The 22,425-nt window shown below is 40.5% G+C and carries 21 protein-coding genes; 14 read left to right on the top strand and 7 right to left on the bottom strand.

From position 1 onward, the window contains the following. The first annotated feature begins 13 nt into the window (after nucleotides 1–13). Both ACIROD_RS17795 and ACIROD_RS17800 read left to right on the top strand, forming a co-directional pair. Nucleotides 14–736 (top strand): GntR family transcriptional regulator, encoded by a 723-nt coding sequence (locus ACIROD_RS17795; RefSeq protein WP_402942553.1) that lies wholly within the window; start codon nucleotides 14–16, stop codon nucleotides 734–736. 60 nt (nucleotides 737–796) lie between these two features. Next, entirely contained in the window at nucleotides 797–2,122 is a 1,326-nt protein-coding gene (locus ACIROD_RS17800; protein ID WP_402942556.1) for a GntT/GntP/DsdX family permease, read from the top strand. A gap of 213 nt (nucleotides 2,123–2,335) precedes the next feature. Here ACIROD_RS17800 and yppF read toward each other — a convergent pair whose 3' ends face one another. Together yppF and ACIROD_RS17810 are read right to left on the bottom strand one after the other, a co-directional pair. Beyond that, nucleotides 2,336–2,518, bottom strand: a complete 183-nt coding sequence (yppF, locus tag ACIROD_RS17805) for a YppF family protein (RefSeq protein ID WP_214746539.1) — start codon at nucleotides 2,516–2,518, stop codon at nucleotides 2,336–2,338. Between the two features lie 253 nt (nucleotides 2,519–2,771). Next, the gene (locus tag ACIROD_RS17810; RefSeq protein WP_402942561.1) at nucleotides 2,772–4,064 is read right to left on the bottom strand and encodes an MFS transporter; all 1,293 of its coding nucleotides are present in this window, start codon (nucleotides 4,062–4,064) and stop codon (nucleotides 2,772–2,774) included. 1,388 nt (nucleotides 4,065–5,452) lie between these two features. On the opposite strand from ACIROD_RS17810, the gene ACIROD_RS17815 reads away from it, so the two are divergent. From ACIROD_RS17815 to ACIROD_RS17865, 11 genes are all read left to right on the top strand, one after another. After that, entirely contained in the window at nucleotides 5,453–6,268 is an 816-nt protein-coding gene (locus ACIROD_RS17815) for an IclR family transcriptional regulator (protein ID WP_402942564.1), read from the top strand. A gap of 274 nt (nucleotides 6,269–6,542) precedes the next feature. Continuing rightward, the gene (locus ACIROD_RS17820) at nucleotides 6,543–7,076 is read left to right on the top strand and encodes a cupin domain-containing protein (RefSeq protein ID WP_034312308.1); all 534 of its coding nucleotides are present in this window, start codon (nucleotides 6,543–6,545) and stop codon (nucleotides 7,074–7,076) included. A gap of 121 nt (nucleotides 7,077–7,197) precedes the next feature. Continuing rightward, nucleotides 7,198–8,136 carry a VOC family protein gene (locus tag ACIROD_RS17825; RefSeq protein ID WP_101221932.1) on the top strand — a complete coding sequence of 313 codons (939 nt, stop codon included), beginning with the start codon at nucleotides 7,198–7,200 and terminating at the stop codon, nucleotides 8,134–8,136. 101 nt (nucleotides 8,137–8,237) lie between these two features. Next, nucleotides 8,238–9,029, top strand: coding sequence for an SDR family oxidoreductase (locus tag ACIROD_RS17830; RefSeq protein WP_101221933.1), 792 nt, complete (start codon nucleotides 8,238–8,240; stop codon nucleotides 9,027–9,029). Nucleotides 9,030–9,059: 30 nt separating this feature from the next. Further along, on the top strand, nucleotides 9,060–10,748 hold the full coding sequence (locus ACIROD_RS17835; RefSeq protein WP_402942568.1) for a thiamine pyrophosphate-binding protein: 1,689 nt from the start codon (nucleotides 9,060–9,062) through the stop codon (nucleotides 10,746–10,748). Between the two features lie 12 nt (nucleotides 10,749–10,760). Beyond that, nucleotides 10,761–12,206 (top strand): aldehyde dehydrogenase family protein, encoded by a 1,446-nt coding sequence (locus tag ACIROD_RS17840; protein ID WP_402942571.1) that lies wholly within the window; start codon nucleotides 10,761–10,763, stop codon nucleotides 12,204–12,206. 16 nt (nucleotides 12,207–12,222) lie between these two features. Further along, nucleotides 12,223–13,008, top strand: a complete 786-nt coding sequence (nadX, locus tag ACIROD_RS17845) for an aspartate dehydrogenase (RefSeq protein WP_101221936.1) — start codon at nucleotides 12,223–12,225, stop codon at nucleotides 13,006–13,008. 38 nt (nucleotides 13,009–13,046) lie between these two features. Then, nucleotides 13,047–14,348 carry an aromatic ring-hydroxylating oxygenase subunit alpha gene (locus ACIROD_RS17850; RefSeq protein ID WP_402942575.1) on the top strand — a complete coding sequence of 434 codons (1,302 nt, stop codon included), beginning with the start codon at nucleotides 13,047–13,049 and terminating at the stop codon, nucleotides 14,346–14,348. Nucleotides 14,349–14,369: 21 nt separating this feature from the next. Next, nucleotides 14,370–14,879 (top strand): aromatic-ring-hydroxylating dioxygenase subunit beta, encoded by a 510-nt coding sequence (locus ACIROD_RS17855; RefSeq protein WP_076371322.1) that lies wholly within the window; start codon nucleotides 14,370–14,372, stop codon nucleotides 14,877–14,879. A 42-nt stretch (nucleotides 14,880–14,921) separates the two neighbouring features. Further along, nucleotides 14,922–15,710 (top strand): SDR family NAD(P)-dependent oxidoreductase, encoded by a 789-nt coding sequence (locus tag ACIROD_RS17860; RefSeq protein WP_230176370.1) that lies wholly within the window; start codon nucleotides 14,922–14,924, stop codon nucleotides 15,708–15,710. Nucleotides 15,711–15,750: 40 nt separating this feature from the next. Beyond that, nucleotides 15,751–16,710, top strand: a complete 960-nt coding sequence (locus ACIROD_RS17865; RefSeq protein WP_402942578.1) for a VOC family protein — start codon at nucleotides 15,751–15,753, stop codon at nucleotides 16,708–16,710. Nucleotides 16,711–16,989: 279 nt separating this feature from the next. On the opposite strand, the gene ACIROD_RS17870 is transcribed toward ACIROD_RS17865, so the two are convergent. From ACIROD_RS17870 to ACIROD_RS17880, 3 genes are read right to left on the bottom strand one after another with little or no spacing between them, the layout of a single operon-like run. Then, a complete protein-coding gene (locus ACIROD_RS17870) occupies nucleotides 16,990–17,448 on the bottom strand; it encodes a GntR family transcriptional regulator (RefSeq protein ID WP_402942985.1) in 459 nt (152 codons plus the stop codon). Then, a complete protein-coding gene (locus tag ACIROD_RS17875) occupies nucleotides 17,409–17,531 on the bottom strand; it encodes a hypothetical protein (protein WP_290370100.1) in 123 nt (40 codons plus the stop codon). Before ACIROD_RS17875 ends, ACIROD_RS17870 begins: the two co-directional genes overlap by 40 nt. Continuing rightward, a complete protein-coding gene (locus tag ACIROD_RS17880; protein ID WP_402942581.1) occupies nucleotides 17,504–17,614 on the bottom strand; it encodes a GntR family transcriptional regulator in 111 nt (36 codons plus the stop codon). The genes ACIROD_RS17875 and ACIROD_RS17880 overlap by 28 nt, the downstream gene beginning before the upstream one ends. A 599-nt stretch (nucleotides 17,615–18,213) precedes the next feature. Between ACIROD_RS17880 and cuyA the strand changes: the two genes are divergently transcribed. Further along, nucleotides 18,214–19,209: a D-cysteate sulfo-lyase gene (cuyA, locus tag ACIROD_RS17885; RefSeq protein ID WP_402942584.1), complete on the top strand. Its 996-nt coding sequence runs from the start codon at nucleotides 18,214–18,216 to the stop codon at nucleotides 19,207–19,209. 158 nt (nucleotides 19,210–19,367) lie between these two features. Here cuyA and ACIROD_RS17890 read toward each other — a convergent pair whose 3' ends face one another. Together ACIROD_RS17890 and ACIROD_RS17895 are read right to left on the bottom strand one after the other, a co-directional pair. Continuing rightward, nucleotides 19,368–20,999, bottom strand: coding sequence for an amidohydrolase (locus tag ACIROD_RS17890; protein ID WP_402942588.1), 1,632 nt, complete (start codon nucleotides 20,997–20,999; stop codon nucleotides 19,368–19,370). 43 nt (nucleotides 21,000–21,042) lie between these two features. After that, nucleotides 21,043–22,386 (bottom strand): APC family permease, encoded by a 1,344-nt coding sequence (locus ACIROD_RS17895; RefSeq protein ID WP_402942591.1) that lies wholly within the window; start codon nucleotides 22,384–22,386, stop codon nucleotides 21,043–21,045. Between the last annotated feature and the right edge of the window lie 39 nt (nucleotides 22,387–22,425).

Below are 22,425 nucleotides of genomic sequence, written 5' to 3' on the forward strand. Positions count from 1 at the left end.
CAGGAGATTAGGAATGAATGTGAACAGAAAAAATGGACCGATGTATTTACAGATAAAAGAAATATTAAAGGATCGTATTTTACATGGGGTTTATGCCATCGACACAAACATTCCCTCTGAGCCTCTTTTGGAAGAAGAATTTAACGTAAGTAAGGTCACTGTCCGTAATGCAATCAAAGAACTCGTTCAAGAGGGGTATGTTGAAAAGAAAAGCGGCAAAGGCACTAGAGTCATAGCTAATGGTTCGATTGTCAAATTTTCCAAAGGAAAGCGTTTCACAGAGCTTTTGGTGGAGGAAGGGCACTCCATTTTAAAAAAGGTGTTAAACATAAGTCATGTTGACCTTTCTTCAGACTCTAAGCTGCATTCTTTATTTGGTGACCATTGCTTATGTATTGAACGGATATATTTATTGGACAATGAGCCTTATATTTACTTTACACATTATGTTTCACTGGATTTAAACCAAGAAGAAATAGAAGAGGTCCAGATCAATTCTTTGTACCGCTTTTTGGAAGATCAAAACGTCAAACTTGAAATTTTCAGAGATGAGTTTGCCGTTGCTATCGCTCCGGATCACATTTGCGAAACACTGAAAATCGAAAACAATAGTCCAGTACTAAAGAGGATTCGGATTTCCAGTGATGGGGACGGAAATGTTATGGAATACAGTGAAGGATATTACAACACGGCTAAACAGAACTACATTGTGACATATAACGAGCCGGTACAATAATCCCATTTATTGTATTGGTTGGTTTGATTGTAAGCGATTTCTTGAGAATGGGGAGAACATATGGATCTATATTTATTAGGAATCACGCTGGTAGCAATCGTAATAGTTATTTTGGGGGTATCATGGTGGAAATGGCATGCATTCATTAGCTTGACTGTAGCCAGTTTATTTTTAGCGGTTTTTTCCGGACTGCCAATGGACAAGATTGTTGGGGCTTATGAAACGGGTGTCGGAGCGGTCCTTGGTCACCTTATTGGAATATTGGCATTGGGTACCATCTTAGGAAAGATGATGTCCGACTCTGGAGCTGGTATGCAGGTTGCTGACTTTTTCATTAATAAATTCGGTGTGAAAAACCTGCCATGGGCCATGCTTTTATCTGGTTTCATCATCGGCATTCCGGTATTTTTCGAGGTTGGTTTAGTAATATTGCTTCCTTTGGTCATTTCCATTCGGAAATCAACCAAAGTGAACATCTTGTTAATTGGTATTCCAGTACTTGCTGGTTTATCGATCGTACATGGGCTGGTGCCTCCGCATCCTGGAGCCATGACAGCTATTGGAATTTATAATGCTAACATGGGGCAGGTACTTTTGTACTCATTGATCATCGCATTCCCGACGGCTGTAATTGCGGGACCGCTATTCGCAAAATGGATTCATAAACGGGTTATTCCTGTTGGAGAACCGGAATTGATCCGTGTCGAAACAAAGTCAAGTGGATTACCCGGCACTGGAGTATCGTTCTTCATCATCCTTTTGCCAGTATTGTTGATGGTTTTAACTGTAGTGGCGCCTTATCTGCCGCTACCTGGTTCGATTGAAAAATTCTTATTGTTTATCGGAAGTCCAGTGATCGCCCTATTAATCTCCTGTTTTGCAGCTTACTATTTCTTGGGCTACAGACAGGGAATGGACAAATCACTAATTAAAAAGTTGACGGAAGAATGCTTATTGCCATTAGCATCCATAATTCTAATTATCGGTGCTGGCGGAGGGTTCAAGCAAATTTTAATTGATAGTGGCGTAGGGACTGCAATCGCTTCCATGTCTGAAGAAATTTCTTTATCACCGATCGTTCTTGCATTCCTTGTGGCCGGATTGATTCGGATTGCCACAGGTTCTGCAACCGTAGCTTTGACCACGGCAGCAGGGATCGTTTCACCGGTCGTTGCCAATATGACGGGTGTTAATCTAGAATTGCTCGTAATTGCCACGGGAGCAGGCTCACTTATGTTTTCCCATGTTAATGACGCCGGTTTCTGGTTAGTAAAAGAATACATGGGATTAACCGTTAAAGAAACTTTCAAAACATGGACAGTGATGGAAACATTACTTTCCTTCGTGGCATTCGGTTTGGTTTTAATTTTCGATATATTCATATAATTAAAGAAAATTTTTGCAAAACATGATTATGTAGTATTTACCTCCGTGAACTGTCTTGTTGTGACAGATCACGGAGGCTTTTATTTAGTTATGAACATACTGGGGAGGGAGAAAAGGAGCGGCTGTACTCTTAAAGATAGGTCGTTGCAGAAAAAACAGTAATAAAATTCATTCAAAATCGTAGTTATTTTTACTATTGACAAGGGTGTAGTTTCATCCGGGTGACGTTTGTTTGGCTCCTCGAAGATATAAGTCCTGACAGAGACTTCTATATTGCAAGATTGACAGCTTCCCGTTTACATATTCATTCTGAATATAATCCAATAATTCATTGGCATGGTTAGGCTTTTGACGTTTTTCCTGAATATAATGGAGAATTAAAACTTCTATATTCACACACTCACCTTACTTGACAAGTATTTTTTTCCATTAACAATATAACATGGGTATTCAAAAAAATATCATTTTTTGAATATTTTAACTATCGACATATTTATACAAATAAAGGATTGATTCGGAGTAACCGGTGGGAAATTTTATTGGGAAATGCAAAAAAGAGCGATATTATTTCGACTTACTTTTAAGTCGGCACAAGAAAAAACCCCTGATAATTCAAGGGTTGGAGGAATAAAACGATTTTACAAGGACTTCATGCCTGTATCTTTTGTACATGTATTGGTGATAAGCGCAGTTCTGCGGATTCTCTCTTAATGGAGAATAAATAAGCTGCCAAACCTAAGAGGGCTGTAAAAATCAGCATGGCGATCGATGAACTGAAGTCCCCGCCAGACAAGTCACGAAGCCATCCCATGATATAACTCGAAAAGCCGCCCATGATATTCGTGAATCCAATTAGACCTGCGGCTCGTCCTGCTGTTTCAGGTGTTGAGTATTTTACCATGAGCATATTGCTTAGGTGGAACACACCGCCTTGACATCCCATTGCCAGTCCCATACATAGTCCGGCCAAAATAGGATTGGGGATGAAGACAGCTACAGTCAAAAAGACAGCCGTCAATGAAAATAGAATCGTGGCCATCAAACTTGGACGTCTGGTTTTGTCAGCCAGAAAACCGCATGCCAAGACAAATCCTAAAGCGAATAGCCAGGAAAGTGAAGTAATGCTCGACATTCCTTCCTTTTCGAATCCTTTTGCCTCAATGAGGTAGGTAGGAAGCCAAATGCTGATTCCGAAAAATAAGAAGGAGCATACGAGCATGCCGAACCAAACGATCCAGAAACGATAATCTTGGGCGAAACTTTTCTTGTTCTCGGAGGGGGCGGTTTCAGTCACTTCATCATCATTTTGGCGAATGAAAGCCAATTCCTCCTTACTTATCCGGGGGTGCTCTTCTGGTGTATTCCTTGTCATAAAGATGAACATCGGGATATTTATAAATAAGTTGAAAGCTGCAAGCATAAAGAAAGCTGCTTGCCAGTGGAGTAAAGATATTACGAGCACCAAGAAAATGGCTCCCATTGCCGGTCCTAAATAGTTTCCGGTAAGCCAAGATGCCTGGGCCCTCCCCAATTCGCGTTTATTAAACCAGTTAGAAATGAATTTTCCGGAAACCGGAATCATCATCCCTTCACCAAAACCAAGAATGATCCTGCTTATTAAAAACATTTCATATGAATTTGCCAGTCCTGACGTGATCATCGTGAGTGTCCAAACGAATAAACCGGCGATGGCTGTTTTTCGGGCCCCTAATTTATCAATGATGAAGCCCCAAAAAAGATTTGAAACTCCATAAGCAATGGTGAATACAAAAGATAGAAGACCGATCTTTGCATTTTTGTCATCGCCTGTCATACCGAGTGCATGCAAGAATTCCGGATCTGTTTGAATGATGGAAATGCCAACTTTATCAATTTGTCCAAAAAACCAAAAGAAAAAAATTGGAACGGCAATATACAACCATCTTTTTTGCCCATTTAACATAATACCATCTCCTTATCGCTTTTTAACATTCCTTAAAACGCTTACATTTGAGAATAAGTGTTTTTTCGGTTATCCCTTTAGAAAGGTACTAGTTTTGAATATTCATTTAAGAGCTATATCCCGCCTTTCTTTATAATTTTGATAGATAAAAAGTAACGGTAGTGTTTTGTAAGGAAAACATAGTTTTACTTTCTTAACGATAAATTAAAATAATTTGATTGTCAATTTAATATTTTGATAATTTTCTATTTTTAGAATATAAGCGCTTTCAGTTCGATATCGAACTTTGTTTCATCCTATGGAGTAGATGGAACTCTATCAAGCAAGGACTTTAAAATGGAATTAATTCTACTTCTTTGTGTCCAAAAAACAAATTATTTACAAATTATCAAAAATTCTGACTTGTTGATGTTGAATTTAAAATCAGGAAAATCTATAATTCATTTATATTGTTTTATATATGAAATACTTAATATGGAAAATTTTGTTAGCGAAGAATATCGATGTATTAAAATTTATTTGTTTTTACTTTTATAATTGGTTATATTTGGTTGTATAACAAAGAGCTGGTCTTTCGATACGTCAATTACGCTGAGCATTCCAAATAGTTTTATATATGTAAATATGCTTTAATTGACACATATACACTATTCTATTTATACATGAAGAGTAAAGGATTGTAAGGTAGAAATGGTTGCCAATTAGAGTACTGCCTGATTCATTATCAGGAATTGCAATTGTTATCCTGCAGTGTGAAACACGGTGACACTTGCTCGGGTATCGCTCTTGGCTTTTACTAGCTGTTTTCCGGAAGTGGTGAAAGCGTTGATTATATCTGATGTGACTCGTTGGACAGCTGTTGTTAACATGAAGGAAAGTAAACGGAAACTTCTGATTTGATTACAATCCATCGAAATGTGATCGGATGAACTTGCAAAGCAGAGGGCAGTGCACTCCTGACGCCAAATGTTATGGCTAGTTAGGGAAGCACAAGTGCTCACGTCAGGATACTGGTCATTTTCCTTCTCTATATCAAATTTAAAACAAATGGACATCCTATCTTCAATATCTGTCCCGACAGTGTCTTGTGTAGTGACTGAATCAGGTCAGACCTGATAGTGAGTCAAGCATATTTTAAAAATTGATTCCTAATTCCGGGTTTTCCATTATACACGGAAAGATAGGCCATTTAAGTTGCAGCAGGATCCAGGGGTGTTAAGGAAGGTAAAGAAAACAAGCAACCATTGAAGTATGCATCAAAACATTCACCAAATGAACGATCAGAAAAAAATGTACATATACTACAAGTTCTTCTTTCTAGGTATGAAGAAAGCTTGGGTTATAGTCAGGAGAAAATGAGATTTATTCACAACGGGGGGAATACTCAAATGGCAAGCGAAGAAAAAGAGAAAGAGAAATATAGTGCTAATTCATTGGTTAGGGGCTTGGAAATCATTAAGCTCTTTAATGAAGTACAGCCGAGCTTGTCTCTTTCAGAAATAGCAAAACAACTGGGAGTAAGCAGAACAGTACCATATCGTTTATTATTCACATTACAAAATATTGGTTACTTGTCTCAGGATGAACATACCAAACGTTATAGTTTAACTCCTAAAGTTCTTGAACTGGGGTTCAGCTATTTGAATAGCTTGAAATTCCAGGAAATTGTCCAACCTTATATGGAGACCTTGCGTGATGAAATCGGAGCCTCCTGCCATCTTTCCATTTTGGATGGACAGGAAGTTGTTTATGTTGGAAGTGCCCCGATCAGAGGTGTATCCGCTGTCAATGTGAACATAGGTTTGCGGCTGCCGGCACATGCTTTGGCCAATGGAAAATTACTTTTGGCATATCAACCGAAAGAATTGCTCATGCAAATGTTCAAAATCTCAAACCTTACTCCTTATACAGACAAAACACTCACCGCGCCTGGTGAATTTCAAAAACAGCTGGAATCGATTCGGCAAAATGGTTATTCGATGACAAGCGGGGAATTCCACCCTGGCATCCGTTCCGTTGCCGCCCCGATCTTTGAAAGGACTGGGAAAGTATTGGCTGCCTTGAATGTCGTGGCAACAGAATCTGCTTACCAGGAGGATTTCATCGATAAAATTGCCTTGCCGAAACTGTTGGAAGTTTCTCGGCAGTTATCCGTTTATATGGGATATAGCGGGGTTAAGCCTTATCAACACGAAGATGTCTGAACGATTTAAAATCGATTAATAAGTGAATAACCTCTTTCGAAAGTGTGGATCTCCCAATAGGGAAATCCACACTTTTTTTTTGTTAAGAAAAGCAAATCGTTACAATTTTATCCTATAGTGGTGAACGTTCGGATTATAAAAATAGTTTTAAATATTCTAAAAACTCATTGACAATGAAGCGGTTTCATTTTAGACTTAATTCATAGACAAAACAATGTTTTGCTTATGAAACATAATTCGGTTTAGAAACAACAAATAAGGGAGGAATTTTAAAATGACAAAAGAAACTTTCTCAGTGAAGGATTTTGAAAAAAAATATGTTGCCCGATTGAAAGACCGTACTCTTGATTGGAATGTCTTGAAGTTCCAAGAAGAAATTGATCCCGCTTATAGACGCGCACAGATGAGATATATCGGACGTGGTGCCACTGCCAATAACGATACGAATGTAATTGCAGGTGAACATTTCACTTTAAGTACGATGGTGCTTCCTCCGGGATGTATCGGTCCTTTGCATCTTCATGACGATGTTGAAGAAGTGTTTTTCATTCTTGAAGGTGAAGTCACGGCATTAATTCAAGAGGACAGCTACAGTGAAGTGCATGAAATTAAATTAAGTGCGAGAGACTGCATAAGCAGCCCACCAGGGGTTTATCGGGGAATTAGGAATGACGGGGATGTAGAGGCGCGCATGCTAGTGATGCTTGGGGCAGTGAAGCCTAACTTACCGACATATCCTGAAGGCAGTGAACTGGAAGAACTGCGTAAACAACGCTCTAAAGAAAGAGAAGCCATCATTAAAGATTGATCATTTAGCCGAAAGGGCACCTGCATTATGAAAATTAATGAGGCGCCCTTTTCGATTAGATGTTAAATATGGCCAATGCGAATGATCAAAAGGGCAATTTAAATTATGGGAGGTATAAAAAATGCTTGGTATTACTCATTTACGACATATAAGCATGATAACTCCGAATTTCGACGATCAAGCAGAGTTTTATGAAAAGGTTTGGGGTCTGGATAAAGTGGATGTTCCGGAAGAGGAGAATACGGTTTATTTCCGGGGGGCTGGACCGGAACATCATATTCTTAGCCTTCACAAGGGAGAAAAACGAGGGTTGCACCATATAGCTTTTGGCATGGTCGATAAAAATGCGGTGGACCGTGCAGCAGGGATATTACAATCGAAGGGCGTTCGAATTATTGAACCGCCTGGATATTTGGATGAAGCAGGTGCCGGTTATGGCCTTCGGTTTATTGATCCGGAAAACCGCGTGATCGAGCTTTCGGCTTGGGTGGAAGTGCAAACGTCTATTTGGAGCAAGAAAAATGTTGATCCAGTGAAATTGAATCATGTTGTAATGAACACGAAGAACTTAGATATGATCGTTGAGTTTTATACGGACGTACTCGGTTTTAAAGTTACTGATTGGAGTGAGCACCAAATGTCATTCCTGCGGTGCAACAGGAAGCATCACTCCATTGCCTTCAATCAAGATGAGCATGCGTCAGTCAATCATATCGCATACGAAGTCGATTCCGTGGATGAACTGATGCGAGGAATAAGCAATGTCCGAAAAGCGGGCTTGTCAGAACTTTGGGGACCTGGGCGTCATGGGCCTGGAGACAATATTTTCTGTTATTTTCAAGACCCAGGCGGTTTTGTTATGGAGTATACATGTTATCTGGAAACGATCGAAGATGAATCTGAGTGGAGAGCACGTGTATGGAAACGGGTTCCGCATTTAATGGATCAGTGGGGGATTGCAGGGCCTCCGAAACCTGAAGCCCGCAAAGCAATGGGAGGAGATCCCGATCCAGGATGGGTTGATTCTCATATAGATGGTTCTGTCATGGCGGAAAAATGAGGAGGATTTTGATTTCCTCCCATGATACTTGCGCGTAGTTAGCTTCTTGTAGATTAAAGGACAGCATTTGAGGAAAATGGCTTTGAAAAGGAGTGAAGAGAGTGGATTTAGGATTGCAAGGAAAAGTGGCTGTCATTATGGGCGGCACGTCGGGCGTGGGATTAAAAACAGCAGAAATGTTTTTAGCTGAAGGAGCGAAAGTGGCTATTTGCGGCAGAAGCGCTGAGCGTATGGAAAGTGCACAAAGTCAATTACTCTCATTTGGTGAAAAGGCAGATATTTTTGCATCAACATGTGATGTCACCTCAAAATCGGATGTGGATTCTTTCATTAATGGTACCGCTGAGAGGTTTGGCGGAATCGATATATTGGTGAATGCAGCCGGTCAAAGCGTGATGGGTCACTTTTTTGACATAACGGATGAGCAGTGGGAAGAACAGATTCAGTTAAAGTTCTTTGCCATCATATATGCAGTTCGTGCTTCGCATCCTCATTTAGTGAAAAGGGGAGGAGGGCGGATTATTAATATTAATGCGACGCTTGCTAAAGAACCTGAACGTCATATGGTAGCGACTGCAGCAGCAAGGGCTGGCCTCCTTAATTTAAGCAAAACCTTGTCCCAGGAATTGGCCTTTGACAATATATTGGTCAATTCAGTGAGTCTTGGATTGATCCGGACTGATCAATGGGAGCGAAGAAGATTGAAAAATGCGCCTGATATGGACCCTGAAGAGTATTACGGGGACCTTGCGAAAAAACGGAATATCCCCCTCGGCCGCGTAGGCGAAGCGGAAGAAGTGGCCAGTGTCATTGTTTTCCTTGCTTCAGACAAAGCAAGTTATGTAGCGGGTTCGACGATTGAGACGGCAGGAGCGATTGGAAAGGCACTATAAATATATTACTAAAAAAGGTAGGATAACGCGATGAAAATAAAAGAAGAAATAGAGTTTACGACCGCCGATTCCATCGTAAAGGAGCTTGTTCAAGCAGGAGTGGAAGCAGCTTTCGGGATTGTCAGCATTCACAATATGCCCATCTATGATGCAATTCTTAGAGAAGGGAGCATCAAACTCATATGTTCACGCGGTGAGAGCGGTGCCGTAAACATGGCTGATGGATATGCCCGCGCCACTGGGAAATTGGGTGTAGTGATTACCAGTACTGGAACAGGGGCAGGAAATGCTGCTGGTTCCTTGGTGGAAGCTTGGGCAGCTGGTGTTCCCCTTCTTCACCTTACAGGTGAGGTGGCTTCTTCTTATCTTGGTACAGGCAAAGGATACATACATGAGTGTAAAGACCAGCTTTCAATGATGAGCGGGGCTTGTAAAAATGCAGTTAGGCTTAGAAACCCTGATCAAACCGCAGCAGTAGTTAGGAAGGCAATCGAAGAAGCGTTAACTGCACCAACGGGCCCGGTTACATTGGAAATTCCCATCGACTATCAATCGGCGATCATAGAAGATCTTTCACTCGAAGGGCTACGAGCTTCAATATCTGAAACAAATCCAGTGCCATTCATTCCTGAACAAGCTGTGCAAAAAATGGTGGGGGCACGCCGTCCTGTGATATGGGCCGGTGGTGGAGTCATCAGTGCCAATGCTTCGCAAGAGCTGCAAAAATTAGCGGAAATCCTTGGTGCAGCGGTTATAACCAGTCAGTCAGGAAAAGGTTCGATTCCAGAAAACCATGAACAATGCATAGGACATTTTGCGGCATATGAAACAACTAAAGAGTTTTTAAGAAATGCAGATTTATTGATTAGCGTAGGTGTTAGGTTTAGGGGGAATGAAACATCCAACTGGAAAGTGCCGGTGCCACAAGAACATATAGCGATCGATGCGGATTGGCAGGCCATTAACCGGAACTATAAAGCCACGTTAGGATTGGTTGGCGATGCAAAAGATATGCTTGCTGCCGTCATTGAAAAGCTTGAAGAACATTCAGTTCATGCGGAGCCATCTTATTTACAAGAAGTTCTTTCGCTTAGAAATGAAGTACGTGCCCAACTCAGGGAAACGCTTGGACCTTATGAGCAATTTGTGGATGGCATGAGGGATATATTACCAGACGATACTATTCTAGTCCGTGATGTAACCGTTCAGGCAAACGTTTGGGGCAGCCGTTTATTTGAAATCTATGAACCGAGAACATCCATTCATGCATCAGGGGGAGGAATTGGTCAAGGTCTTCCAACAGCAATCGGTGCCCAAATGGGTTGTCAAGATAAAACCGTCGTTCTTATGGCTGGAGATGGTGGGTTCATGGTTAACGTCGGGGAAATGGTTACTGCAGCAGAAGAAAACTTACCAGTTATCATCGTATTATTCGATGACTCAGGTTATGGGGTTCTTCGCAATATTCAAACAGCCGCATATGGCCGGCAGGTAGCCGTGGATTTATTGAGCCCTGATTTTGTGAAACTGGCTGAGTCCATGCATTTTGAAGCGGTGCGTATTGGTTCTGGAGATGAATTCATATCCGAACTGAAAAAGGCTAAGGAAAGACGTAAACCTTCAATGATCGTTGTTGATATGGAAGCTGTGGGGCCAATGGCCAAGCCATTTGGCGGACCGCCAGGAGCTGCAGAAGCATTCAAGCCAAAAAAACTATAAGGAGGATTGAGAATGATTTCGACATACCCATTTGTTTCAGGAAAATATCTAGTTAATGGAGAATGGAGAGAATTACCGGAAAAAGTCGATGTAGTGAATCCGGCAAATACATCGGAAGTAGTTGGCCAGGTGGCAAAATGCTCTGAAGAAATCGTGAATGACGTAATTGAAGCGGCGGAAAATGCTTTTGATACGTGGTCCCGCTCTGATATCGGGGAACGGGCAACCCGTATGAATACTGCGGCAGAAGAGCTTTCAAAAGTTATCGAGGAAAATGTTACAGTGTTTGTACGTGAAAATGGCAAAACACTTGTTGAAGCTAAAAAGGATTTATTGCGCTGTGTTGAAGTCATGAAGGGCTGTGCAGCAGAGTTACTTGATTGGTGGAAGCCTGAAGTCCTCCCAGGAAAACAAAAAGTCCAAATCCGAAGAAGGGCAAGAGGTGTTACGGCAATAATCACACCATGGAATTCTCCGATGATATTGACCTTTAAAAGGGTCATACCTGCTGTTTTGGCAGGCAATGCCGTTGTCGTAAAACCTGCAACGAATTGTCCCTTAACGATCATGACCTGTTTAAAAGTAGTTGCCGAACATTTTCCTCCAGGAGTCATCAATATAGTCTCAGGATCTGGAAAAGCAATCGGCGACACACTATGTACCGATTCACGCGTACGGACATTGGCGTTTGTCGGAAGTACGGAAACCGGGAAAGATATCATGCAGAAATCATCTGGAAATCTGCAAAAAGTATATATGGAACTTGGCGGCAATGATCCTGCCATCATTTTGGAAGATGCCAATATAGATGAAGCGGCTATCAAACGTTTGAGGATGGGGATTTTACGAGCTGCGGGTCAGGTCTGTTCTGCTGTAAAAAGAGTGTATGTCCAAGAATCACGTTATGATGAAGTTGTGGAGAAGCTGACCAAAGAGTTTAGCCGGATGGTAATCGGTGATGGCATTCAGCCTGATGTAACTATGGGTCCATTGAATAATAAAGCACAATATGACTTTGTGAATAGCTTGATCGAACGTACCGCTAAATCAGGAGGAAATATAATCACAACCGGCATCCAGCTGAATCCGGAAACTTGGGATAAAGGTTATTATATGCTTCCTTCCATTATTACTGGCGTCAATCAGCAGAGCGAATTGGTTCGAGTGGAACAATTCGGGCCCATCATTCCAATTTTACCTTTCAAAGATATTGATGAAGCTGTAAAATTAGCGAATGATAGTGAGTTTGCGCTGCGTGCATCTGTTTGGACCGAGAATGAAGATATCGCTGTCGAAATGGCAGATCGTCTTGAAGCTGGTGCTGTTTTCCATAATAATCATACCGTTTTCAGCGACTTGGCCCTGGATTTCCCTGGCTTAAAAGAAAGCGGTGTTTCTCGGGAAACAAGACATTGCGGGTTGGAATTCTTTGCGGACTCATACGGGTTTGCTGATTGAGGAAGGATGAAACTACATGAAGTTAGGTTTAATAGGGTGCGGTAATATCGGAAAATTTCTGCTTCAGGCCATTAATAACGACGGGCTTCTTCCAGGTGGGAGAATCGTTGCGATTTATGCCCGCCGTGAAGAAATTGCCTCACAACTAGCTGAAGAATTCAGGACACAGTCATATGGTGATGTCGACGAACTTCTTGAATCCGATGTAGATTTAGTCATAGAGGCTGCAACGATTGAAGCAGCTGAAGAGTATGCATTGAAAGTGCTTAAAAGCGGGAAGGATCTCTTGCTAAGCAGCATTGGCGTTATGGCGAATTCTGCCTTTGAAGAACAATCAAACCAGATTTGTAAATTGAATAACGTGAATATTCTCCTTCCGTCTGGTGCGATTGGAGGTCTCGATTTACTTAAATCGGCAAAAGCAGTGAATGGCCTTGAATCTGTTTGCATCACCACAAGAAAACCGCCAAACGCATTGCCCGCAGGGTCTTCAGTGACAGAAGAAACGTTATTATTTGAAGGATCTGCTGCAGAAGCGATAAAACAGTTTCCGAGAAACATTAATGTTGCGATTGTGCTGTCTATGGCTGGTCTTGGATCAGAAAAGACGAAAGTGAAAATCATTGCCGATCCAAATGTGTTAAAAAACAATCACCTGATAGAAGCGTCAGGTTCGTTCGGGAAACTGAAACTGGAAGTGGAAAATGATCCGATGCCTAATAATCCGAAAACGAGTTATCTAGCGGCATTAAGTGTTTTGGCGACTCTGCAAAATAAGGAAAAGAGCGTTCAAATCGGGTAATGCATTACGATGTAAAGCTTGGAAGGGAGAGAAAAAGTATGCTTAAAACTGAAAAATCCTTAGAAGAAATGTCGAAACAGCAAGTTGTTAACTATTTGAACGAAACGGTTAAACCAGAGGAAGGCGTTATACCTGCATACCTCCTTGGAGACCCAAAAGTTTATGATATAGAACATGAAAAAGTGTTTTTGAAAACATGGGTTTTTATCGGTCATGAATCTGAAGTACCGAACAAAGGAGACTTCATGACCCGTGAACTTGCTGGCTACTCGCTCATCATAACTCGTGATGCTGAAGGGGAAATCAGGGCGTTTTATAATATGTGCACCCATCGCGGAATGAAACTATGCCGTGCAGATAAAGGGAACAAGTCATTATTTACGTGCCCTTACCATGGGTTTAATTTTAAAAACACTGGTGAGCTCGTAGGAGTGCCATTACAAAAGGACATATATGGGGGGGACCTTGACCGCTCGGAAATGGGACTCCACAAAGTGAAGCTTGAATCCTATAAAGGTCTTTTATTTGGAACTTGGAATGAAGATGCAGAGCCACTTGAAGAGTTTCTTGGAGACATTAAATGGTATTTGGATATCCTTGTAGGACGTGCAGAAATGGAAGTGATCGGGGTTCCGCAAAGATTCGTTGTTAATTCCAACTGGAAAGTTGGTTCCGATAACTTTGTTGGTGATTCCTATCATACGATGGTCACACACGGATCCATTGCAAAACTGGGCATGGTGCCCAATGCTACCTATTCAAAGCGCGGTTTTCAAATCCATACGGATAACGGGCATGGACTAAACTTAGGGACACCTAATCCTGACTTCGCTTTCCCGGAAGAATTGAAAGATGAATTTAAAACAAATTTGTCTGAAGAACAATATGGAGTGTTATCAAACTTAAAGAATATGATTGGGAATGTCTTCCCTAACTTATCATTTTTAATATCCCATACAAAAATCAAAGACCAATTCATCTCCAACACTTCAATAAGGATGTGGCGGCCAATCGGTCACAATAAAATGGAAGTGATCGCTTGGATGCTCGTGGAAAAAAACGCCTCCCAAGATTGGAAAGATAGATCAAGAGATTCATTTATCTTGACTTTTAGTCCATCCGGTATTTTTGAACAGGATGATACGGAAGTTTTTACGGATATTACTGAAGCAGCCCAAGGCCCAATGCCTTTCCTAAAGAATCTAACCTACAATTATACAATGGGTCTTCATCGTGAACCAGTTGATTTTATAGGACCTGGTGTTGCATACGATGATAAATTCACTGAAGCGAGCCAAAGGAATTTTTACAAATACTGGCTTGAATTGATGACGAAATGATAAGTGGGAGGGGGAACGGAAATGAATGTGGAGAAAATGTTGCTCAAATGTGAATTTGAACAGTGGCTGTATGATGAAGCTCAATTATTGGATGATATTGAATTTGATGATTGGTTCGATTTAATGCACTCGAGCTTACGCTATCAAATGCCTGTACGTGTTAATAAAGAAGGGGTGGAACGCCCGGATTATTCAACGGAAATGTTTACATTTAATGATGATATTGAGCTGCTGAAACTGCGAGTGGATCGTCTGAAAACGGATTATGCATGGGCGGAAATACCGCCATCAAGAACACGGCGTTTTGTCTCAAATGTACGTGTTAAAGACTATGTTGAAGGTGAAAAGGCAGTCGTCAAGAGCTATCTGCTTATCTATCGGAGCCGCAGCACGGATATTCAGCATGATTTGATTTCAGGGGAACGAAATGATGAATTCATTTTCGAAGAAGGTAAATGGAAACTTTCAAAACGGATATTCATTGTTGATCAATCAACGATAAATACCAGAAATCTTGCTATCTTCGTATAATATTGACTTGAATAAAAAGAGATAACAAGGAGGCTGGTTACAATGGCAATGGCGTTAAAGGATAAAGTAGTGTTGATTACTGGAGGCAATTCAGGTATAGGAGAGGCTGTCACTAGACGTTTTATACAAGAAGGGGCAAAAGTCAGCATTATCGGACGCTCGATAGAAACGCTAAATAAAATGAAAGAGGAATTTGGTGAAGAAATCCTCATTAACCAAGGTGATGTAAGTAAATATGAAGACAATGAGAGGGCTGTTCAGGCCACTGTCAAGCAATTTGGAAAGCTGGATGTTTTCGTTGCCAATGCAGGAGTCTTTGATGGATTTGCAAAATTTGCCGACGTAACGCCAGATGCACTTTCAGAAGCATTTGATTTTCTGATCGATATTAACGTTAAAGGATCTTTCTTTGGTGCTAAAGCCGCTCTTAAAGAACTGCAAAAATCGAATGGCAATATTATTTTCACCGTATCCGGTGCTAGTTTCTATCCGGATGGCGGCGGGGTTTGGTACACAGCAAGCAAGCATGCCCAAATAGGGCTGATGCGCCAACTTGCTTTTGAACTTGCTCCTGACATAAGGGTGAATGCTGTAGCGCCTGGTGGCACTCTGACAGCATTATCGGTCATTCCTCCACTACGTCCATTCGTTAAAATCGTGGATAATGAAACGAAGGCCAATAGCATTAAAAAAAGAAACCCTCTTCAGCTTGCACAGATGCCAGAAGATCATGTAGCTGCTTATGTCCTGTTAGCATCTGACGCTGCTCGTGCCATCACCGGCGAAGTCATCTCCAGTGATGGAGGATTGTCAGTTCGCGGATTAGGTTGAGTTCATAACAAAATAAACTACAGGAAGAAGGTTTATAGGTATGGCTGAATCACTATTGGGCAATAGGATTATTAATCAACTCGCATTTGTTGTAAATGATATTGATGCTGCTAATCTAGCTTTCACAAGATTGCTGGGCATTAAGAAGGCAGAACCGTTTCTAACTGGTGACAGTTCTGTTTCGAAAGTCACCTTTAGAGGTGTACCAACGGAATCACAATCCAAACTGGCTTTTCTGAATACACCAACCGTCCAATTTGAACTAATAGAACCCGATAAAAATCCAGGAACGATGCGTGAGTTCCTGGATGAAGTGGGTGAAGGGATTCACCATATTGCTTTTGATGTAGACTCTATCCAAAAAAGGCTGCCAATCATGGAGAAAAGTGGATACCCAGCTTTGCAAACGGGAGAATTCACTTCAAGTGACGGCCGATATGTATATGTGGATACACTAAATGATCACAAAACGTTAATTGAAATGCTTGAAAGTTCGGAGCCGAGAGAAACGGAATGGGAAAGACCAGAAGATGCTAGCGTTCAGCCGCTATTAGGGACTAACAAAGTGGAACAGATTGCGTTAGTTGTAAAAGACCTGGATGCGGCTGCAGAAGCATATTGTAAGTTGTTGGGGATTGAAAAACCTCAAATCATCCATTCTGGTTCAACGGATATTACAAACGTGATTTACAAAGGGAAGCCCACTGAAGGTAAGTCAAAATATATGTTCATCGATACGCCGTTAATTCAAATTGAATTAATCGAGCCGGGTGAATCACCCAGTACGTGGAAAGACCATCTTGAAACATATGGTGAGGGTGTTCACCATATCTCTTTTGTCGTTAAAGACATGGAGGCTAAAATGAAGATGTTAGAAGAAATGGGCTATCCGGTCATACAGACAGGTAACTTTTTTAACGGAAAAGGTCGATATGCCTATATGGATACAACATCGACCTATAAAGTCATTATTGAATTGCTAGAACGTTTTGATGAGTAAACATGTACCAATTGATCATCAAAAGGTGTTCTGGATGCAATTGTCTGGGCATTTGGAACTTACATAATTTAAAATAATGAACTCCGCAGGTCATTAAATCAAATCCTAGCAATTTTTCCACCTAATCAGCTGATTAACTTTCTAGTAGTGAAAACGTAAAAAGTATACAAGGCAATGGGCAGGAAGGGGACTTCAACCATGGCCTTGTACGGTTGGAATAAAAGTGAAAAATTTAACAACAAATGGGGAAGTGAAAAATAATTCATAATATTAATATTATTAAAAAACACAAAAAGGAACCCATTTATTAAATTTTATTGTGATACAGGCTTTATGTAATCTAGGTAATATCATTTGGATATGGATCGTATTGACCTTTATTGCCTTTTCTGCATCTTTGTCACGAATGGCATGGATTACCTGTAAGTGCTCGTTGTTTCGTTCCTCATACCAAGATTTATCAACCATTGTAACATCTTCATTACGGGCGGATAAAAAGGAAATTCGAAAAGAAAGCCATAATGAATCCGTAGTCCTTTGGAGAAAGTTATTTCTCGAGTAAGAATATAATAAGCGGTGAAATTCAATGTTCGCACGGCTTGCCGCTATTCGTTCATTACTATTAATTGCCTGTTGAAGTTTATCCGTTGCCCATTCCAGTTTTTTAAATTCCTCTTCCGTAATTCCTTCACAAGCTTTTATATCGAATAGTTTTCGAGCATTTTCCTGAATTCCAATTCCTGCTGTAAAAGTTCAATATCCACATTGGATATGACCATCCCTATACCAGGTTTCACCTGAAGTAAATTTTCCTGTTCCAATTCCTCAAAGCTTCACGAACCGGTGTACGGCTACAATTGAATTGCTGGGCGATATCATCTTCCGTTAAACGGTCTCCAGGCAAAAATATCCCTTCAATGATCGCATTTTTTATACCAAAAAATATTGCTCCCTTAAGGGCTTATAAGAATAATGTTCTATTTGATCTGTAATAAATTGATAGTTATTGGTTTCCATGGTGCTCCTTTCTAAAATCCAATTATATACAAGTGTATTTATTTTATCTTAAACCGATTTAAGTCATTTCAATGCTTCATACTTTTGATTATTTATACAATTCCATTGGATGGATGAAACTATTATTGCTAAATACTCTCACAAGGCTATCTTTACATATTGGCAGGGGATAAAATTCATGGAATCCCCATCCATGCTGAAATTGGGGAACTGCTGATACTTTTGGGGAACCAAGGGTGTCATAAAGTAAGAGGAAGCTCACAGTTGTTTTATTATCATCGGTTTATATTGGTAACATTGCCGTGATGAATGATGTATATGGGGATCCTTTTTACAGATAACCATACAATACAATAGGTGAGATTCATGTTGCTCGATTACATAAAGATGCTATGATTGAAGTCGAAGCTTATACTAAAGAAAAGAATACATCAGATTGATATTTTCTTTAATATACTACATAGAGTATACAGGAGGAGTTTTAAAATGAATTTAGCACAATTTCCTAGAAAGCGATATACACCGACATATACACCAATTGAGAGATTAGATCATTTTTCTGATGTTCTTGGGGGACCATCCATTTACGTTAAACGAGATGATATGCTTGGTTTGACGGCTGGGGGAAATAAAACAAGAAAACTGGAATTCCTTGTTGCCGATGCATTGGAAAAAGGTGCGGATACGTTGATTACATGTGGAGGAATTCAGTCAAATCATTGCCGCTTGACACTGGCTGCTGCGGTTAAAGAGAAAATGAAATGCATCCTTGTTTTGGAAGAGGGACTTTCAAAAAATTCAGAGCCGGATTTTAACGGTAACTATTTTCTCTATCATTTATTGGGGGCTGAACAAATTATAGTTGTACCTAATGGAGCGGACTTAATGCAAGAAATGCAGAAAGTGGCTAAAGAGGTAACAGAGAAAGGACACCGACCTTACATCATTCCGGTTGGGGGATCCAATGTCATTGGTGCAACCGGATATGTTGCATGTGCTCAGGAGATCTTGGCACAGTCCTTTGAGCAAGGAATTGATTTGAAAGCAGTTATTTGTGTAAGCGGCAGTGGGGGAATGCATGCAGGATTGGTGGCAGGATTTCATGGAAATCAAAGTGGAGTATCAGTAATTGGAATAAACGTAAGCAGAGGAAAAGCGGAACAAGAAGAGAAAGTTTTTCAGCTTGTTAAAGAAACTTTAACACATATCGGCATTCCAAATTCAATTCCTCGTGAAGCTGTTACATGTTTTGATGAGTATGTCGGGCCGGGTTATGCTTTGCCTACACCTGAAATGGTGGAAGCAGTCAAGCTCATGGCAAGAACAGAAGGGATATTGCTGGATCCGGTATATACGGGTAAAGCGGCAGCGGGACTTATTGATTTAATACAAAAAGGCACATTTAAGCCGGAGGATAACATCTTATTTGTTCACTCTGGTGGTGCTTCATCTTTATATGCCAATACTTCTCTATTTAATTGAAGTACTGATCATGCAGGAGGCTTAATCTCACATTTTTCAATAAAGTAGGCATGGTTATTAAGCGAAAAACATAAGTCTAACGCATTGGTAGCGGATAGACAATTGTCCATGGTCAAAAGAGGATTCTACAGTTGTAGAATCCTCTTTTAATGACTATTTTACTTATTGATTAGAGTCGTCGAATGATCAAAAACAACTTTTCCATCAACGATCGTTAGCTGTACCTTTGTATTAGGAATTTCCTCTGCCGGTACTTCAAAGAGATTTCGTTCTAATACTATGATATCAGCAAGTTTGCCTACTTCTAATGTACCCAGCTCCTCATCTCTAAAAGAACCATAAGCAGATCCGGCTGTATAAGCTTTCAATGCTTCGGACAGTGTGATGCACTCATGTGGATTCCATACCGTTTCACCGCTGCTATCGATTCTCGTTACTGCACGATAGATTTGCAGAAGCGGATCAAGGGAATCGATTGGGAAGTCGGTTCCGAATGCCAATTTCGCACCGGCTACTTGCAATGTTTTAATCGAGAAAACATGCTTTTCTCGTTCTTTTCCAATTCGCTCGGTGTAAACACCTCTTTCGGACATCGCAAAGTGATCCGGCTGCATTGAAGCTGTCACGCCTAGCTCTTTGAAACGATGAACATCATCGGGGTGGATCACTTCAATGTGTTCAACAGAATGACGCGAATCTCGTTTACCATTTGTCTTTTGAGCTTCCTCATAGGCATCTAAAGCAAGGCGAATCGCTCCGTCTCCAATGGCATGAAAACGAATGCTAAAGCCTTCTTTATCTGCATCAACGACCCATTTTTTGATCGTTTCAGGAGGGAACGAAGATTCACCGCATGTTTTCGGTTGATCAGCATATGGTTCAAGTAAATAAGCGGTACGGGCAGTAATGACGCCATCTATGAATTGTTTAAGTCCTGATACACGTAGTTTATCCGATTGAAACGTATCTCGTAATTGTTTGACACGTTCAAGATTGCCATTTAATGCCGGCCATAAATGAATGCGTGCTGTTAATTCTCCATTGTCTTCAAATTCCTTGAAAACATCATAATCATTAAGCATTTCCAATGCTTCTATAGCAAATAAGTCGTGGACGGATGTTACTCCTAAACTAGCCGCATGGGCAAGGAAATTCGTGAAAAGTTCTCTCTTTTGTTCTTTAGTAAAATCATAGGCATGAAGGATAACCGCATCCATTGCTTTTTCGTATAAAAGGCCATTAGGTTCTCCAGTTTCGTCTTTACCAATAAATCCATACGAAGGGTTTTCCGTATGACGGGTAATATTTACGATTTCAAGTGCCTTTGAATTTACCCATGCGTAATGACCTTCTGCGTGAAACATAAGCACCGGACGATCGGGAAGAATACGATCCAATGAATATCGATTCGGTAATTGCTGCGTATCCCAATATCCCGCATCCCATGAAGCGCCGATTATCCATGGATCTTGCGGACGTGATTCGGCAAATTCACGAATCATTTCCAAAGCTTCTTCTTCTGAACGTGCTGAGAATAAATTGGCACTATTCATCGAAACAGCCCCATCCATCATGTGAAGATGGAAATCATGAAAACCCGGTATAATTAATTGGTCATTATATTGATAGATTTTCGTATTCTTGCCCGAATAAGATTTAACATCCTCCATAGTACCAATCGCAATGATTTTGTTGTCCTTTATCGCAATTGAGGCGGGCTCTGGTTGATCATGAAGACCTGTAAATACAGCATTACTTGAAATAATCACATCAGCTAGTTGTTGATTCATTATCAATCATTCCTTTCAATTCCATAGATTAGCTTCCTTATTATTAAGCTTGTTCAATAGCAAGCTCAGGAGGCGGTTGTCTAAACATTTTCGTAAGATTTAATAGGTACATAAATCCGATCGCAAACCAAGTTCCTCCTAGTATTAGCGAATAGATATCTAACTTTATCCAAAAGAAACCTGTCAGAGAAGCACCAATTAACGGAATAATAAGGTACCGAATTGTCCCCAGTATGGAACGCTGCTTTTTTCGGAAATAATAGTGAGCGATAACCGAAAGATTAACGAAAGTAAATGCGAATAATGCACCAAAATTTATAAGAGATACGGCAGTCGTAAGACTTAAGAATAGAGCGCTTAAAGCAACGACCCCTATAATTAATATGTTGAAGACAGGTGTACGATATTTAGGAGAAAGATATCCGAATATTTTGGCAGGAAGTACACGTTCACGTCCCATTGCATATAAAATACGTGAAGCACTTGTTCCAGACGCTATAGCTGATGAAAAACTTGACATGATCCCTTCAGCAAGCATATAACTTATCAAAAAGTTACCCCCGATATACATTGCAATTTCCATATAGGCAGATTCCGGGGCTTTAAACGATTGGTAGTCTGGCCAGACAAGCTGTAAAAAATAAGAACCGATAAAATAATATAATCCACCAATGATTGTTACAAGATAAATAGCCCTGGGTATAGATTTTCGAGGGTTTTTCGTTTCTTCAGAAAGAGTTGTTACTGCATCAAATCCTAAAAAGGAAAAGCATAATATAGGGATTATGGACATGAAGCCCTGCATATTTATATTTGGATCAATAAAAGGAAGGATCGAAAAAATCGTTCCTGCCCCTTGACCATTTAAAAGACCCTTTAATGAAAAAATCGTGAACAATGCAAGTGTTCCGAATTGCAAGAATAGAAGACCCGTATTAAGCTTAGCCGCTATCTTAATCCCTAGTATATTTATAATCGTAACCGTGACGATAAAGAGGATAATCCAAATGTACATAGGAATCAATGGGAAATAGGCCTTCATTGCAATTCCTAACAATAGAGCACTAATCATAGGACTGAACATATAATCCAGAATGATGGTCCAACCTACGAGAAAACCAATGTGAGGACTTAGGGATTTTTGCGTAAACGTATAGGCAGCACCGGCATTTGGAAAGGCTTTTACCATTTGCGCATAGCTGTATGCCGTAAATAACATAACGATTAAGGCGACGATATATGCGGTTGTAATCATCCCGTTCGTGCTTTGAACAGCTACTCCATATGTTGAAAACAAAGTAGTTGGAGCCATAAAGGCCAAACCAAAAAACACAACATTTTTTAATGGTAGTGAACGTTTAAGAGTTGTTGAGTTTGCATTATCCATATATCAGTCCTCCGTATTTAAATGGCTACATTAATATAA

The organism is Peribacillus sp. NPDC101481 (assembly GCF_044767165.1).
Classification (GTDB): Bacteria; Bacillota; Bacilli; order Bacillales; family DSM-1321; genus Peribacillus.

What these genes read in the sequence shown, in the direction of transcription:
- ACIROD_RS17825 (WP_101221932.1), top strand. Translation starts at nt 7,198, where the DNA reads ATGCTTGGTATTACTCATTTACGACATATAAGCATGATAACTCCGAAT.
- ACIROD_RS17810 (WP_402942561.1), bottom strand. Translation starts at nt 4,064, where the DNA reads ATGTTAAATGGGCAAAAAAGATGGTTGTATATTGCCGTTCCAATTTTT.
- cuyA (WP_402942584.1), top strand. Translation starts at nt 18,214, where the DNA reads ATGAATTTAGCACAATTTCCTAGAAAGCGATATACACCGACATATACA.
- ACIROD_RS17860 (WP_230176370.1), top strand. Translation starts at nt 14,922, where the DNA reads ATGGCAATGGCGTTAAAGGATAAAGTAGTGTTGATTACTGGAGGCAAT.
- ACIROD_RS17850 (WP_402942575.1), top strand. Translation starts at nt 13,047, where the DNA reads ATGCTTAAAACTGAAAAATCCTTAGAAGAAATGTCGAAACAGCAAGTT.
- ACIROD_RS17835 (WP_402942568.1), top strand. Translation starts at nt 9,060, where the DNA reads ATGAAAATAAAAGAAGAAATAGAGTTTACGACCGCCGATTCCATCGTA.
- ACIROD_RS17840 (WP_402942571.1), top strand. Translation starts at nt 10,761, where the DNA reads ATGATTTCGACATACCCATTTGTTTCAGGAAAATATCTAGTTAATGGA.
- ACIROD_RS17890 (WP_402942588.1), bottom strand. Translation starts at nt 20,999, where the DNA reads ATGAATCAACAACTAGCTGATGTGATTATTTCAAGTAATGCTGTATTT.
- ACIROD_RS17795 (WP_402942553.1), top strand. Translation starts at nt 14, where the DNA reads ATGAATGTGAACAGAAAAAATGGACCGATGTATTTACAGATAAAAGAA.
- ACIROD_RS17865 (WP_402942578.1), top strand. Translation starts at nt 15,751, where the DNA reads ATGGCTGAATCACTATTGGGCAATAGGATTATTAATCAACTCGCATTT.
- ACIROD_RS17800 (WP_402942556.1), top strand. Translation starts at nt 797, where the DNA reads ATGGATCTATATTTATTAGGAATCACGCTGGTAGCAATCGTAATAGTT.
- ACIROD_RS17820 (WP_034312308.1), top strand. Translation starts at nt 6,543, where the DNA reads ATGACAAAAGAAACTTTCTCAGTGAAGGATTTTGAAAAAAAATATGTT.
- ACIROD_RS17895 (WP_402942591.1), bottom strand. Translation starts at nt 22,386, where the DNA reads ATGGATAATGCAAACTCAACAACTCTTAAACGTTCACTACCATTAAAA.
- nadX (WP_101221936.1), top strand. Translation starts at nt 12,223, where the DNA reads ATGAAGTTAGGTTTAATAGGGTGCGGTAATATCGGAAAATTTCTGCTT.
- ACIROD_RS17855 (WP_076371322.1), top strand. Translation starts at nt 14,370, where the DNA reads ATGAATGTGGAGAAAATGTTGCTCAAATGTGAATTTGAACAGTGGCTG.
- ACIROD_RS17815 (WP_402942564.1), top strand. Translation starts at nt 5,453, where the DNA reads ATGGCAAGCGAAGAAAAAGAGAAAGAGAAATATAGTGCTAATTCATTG.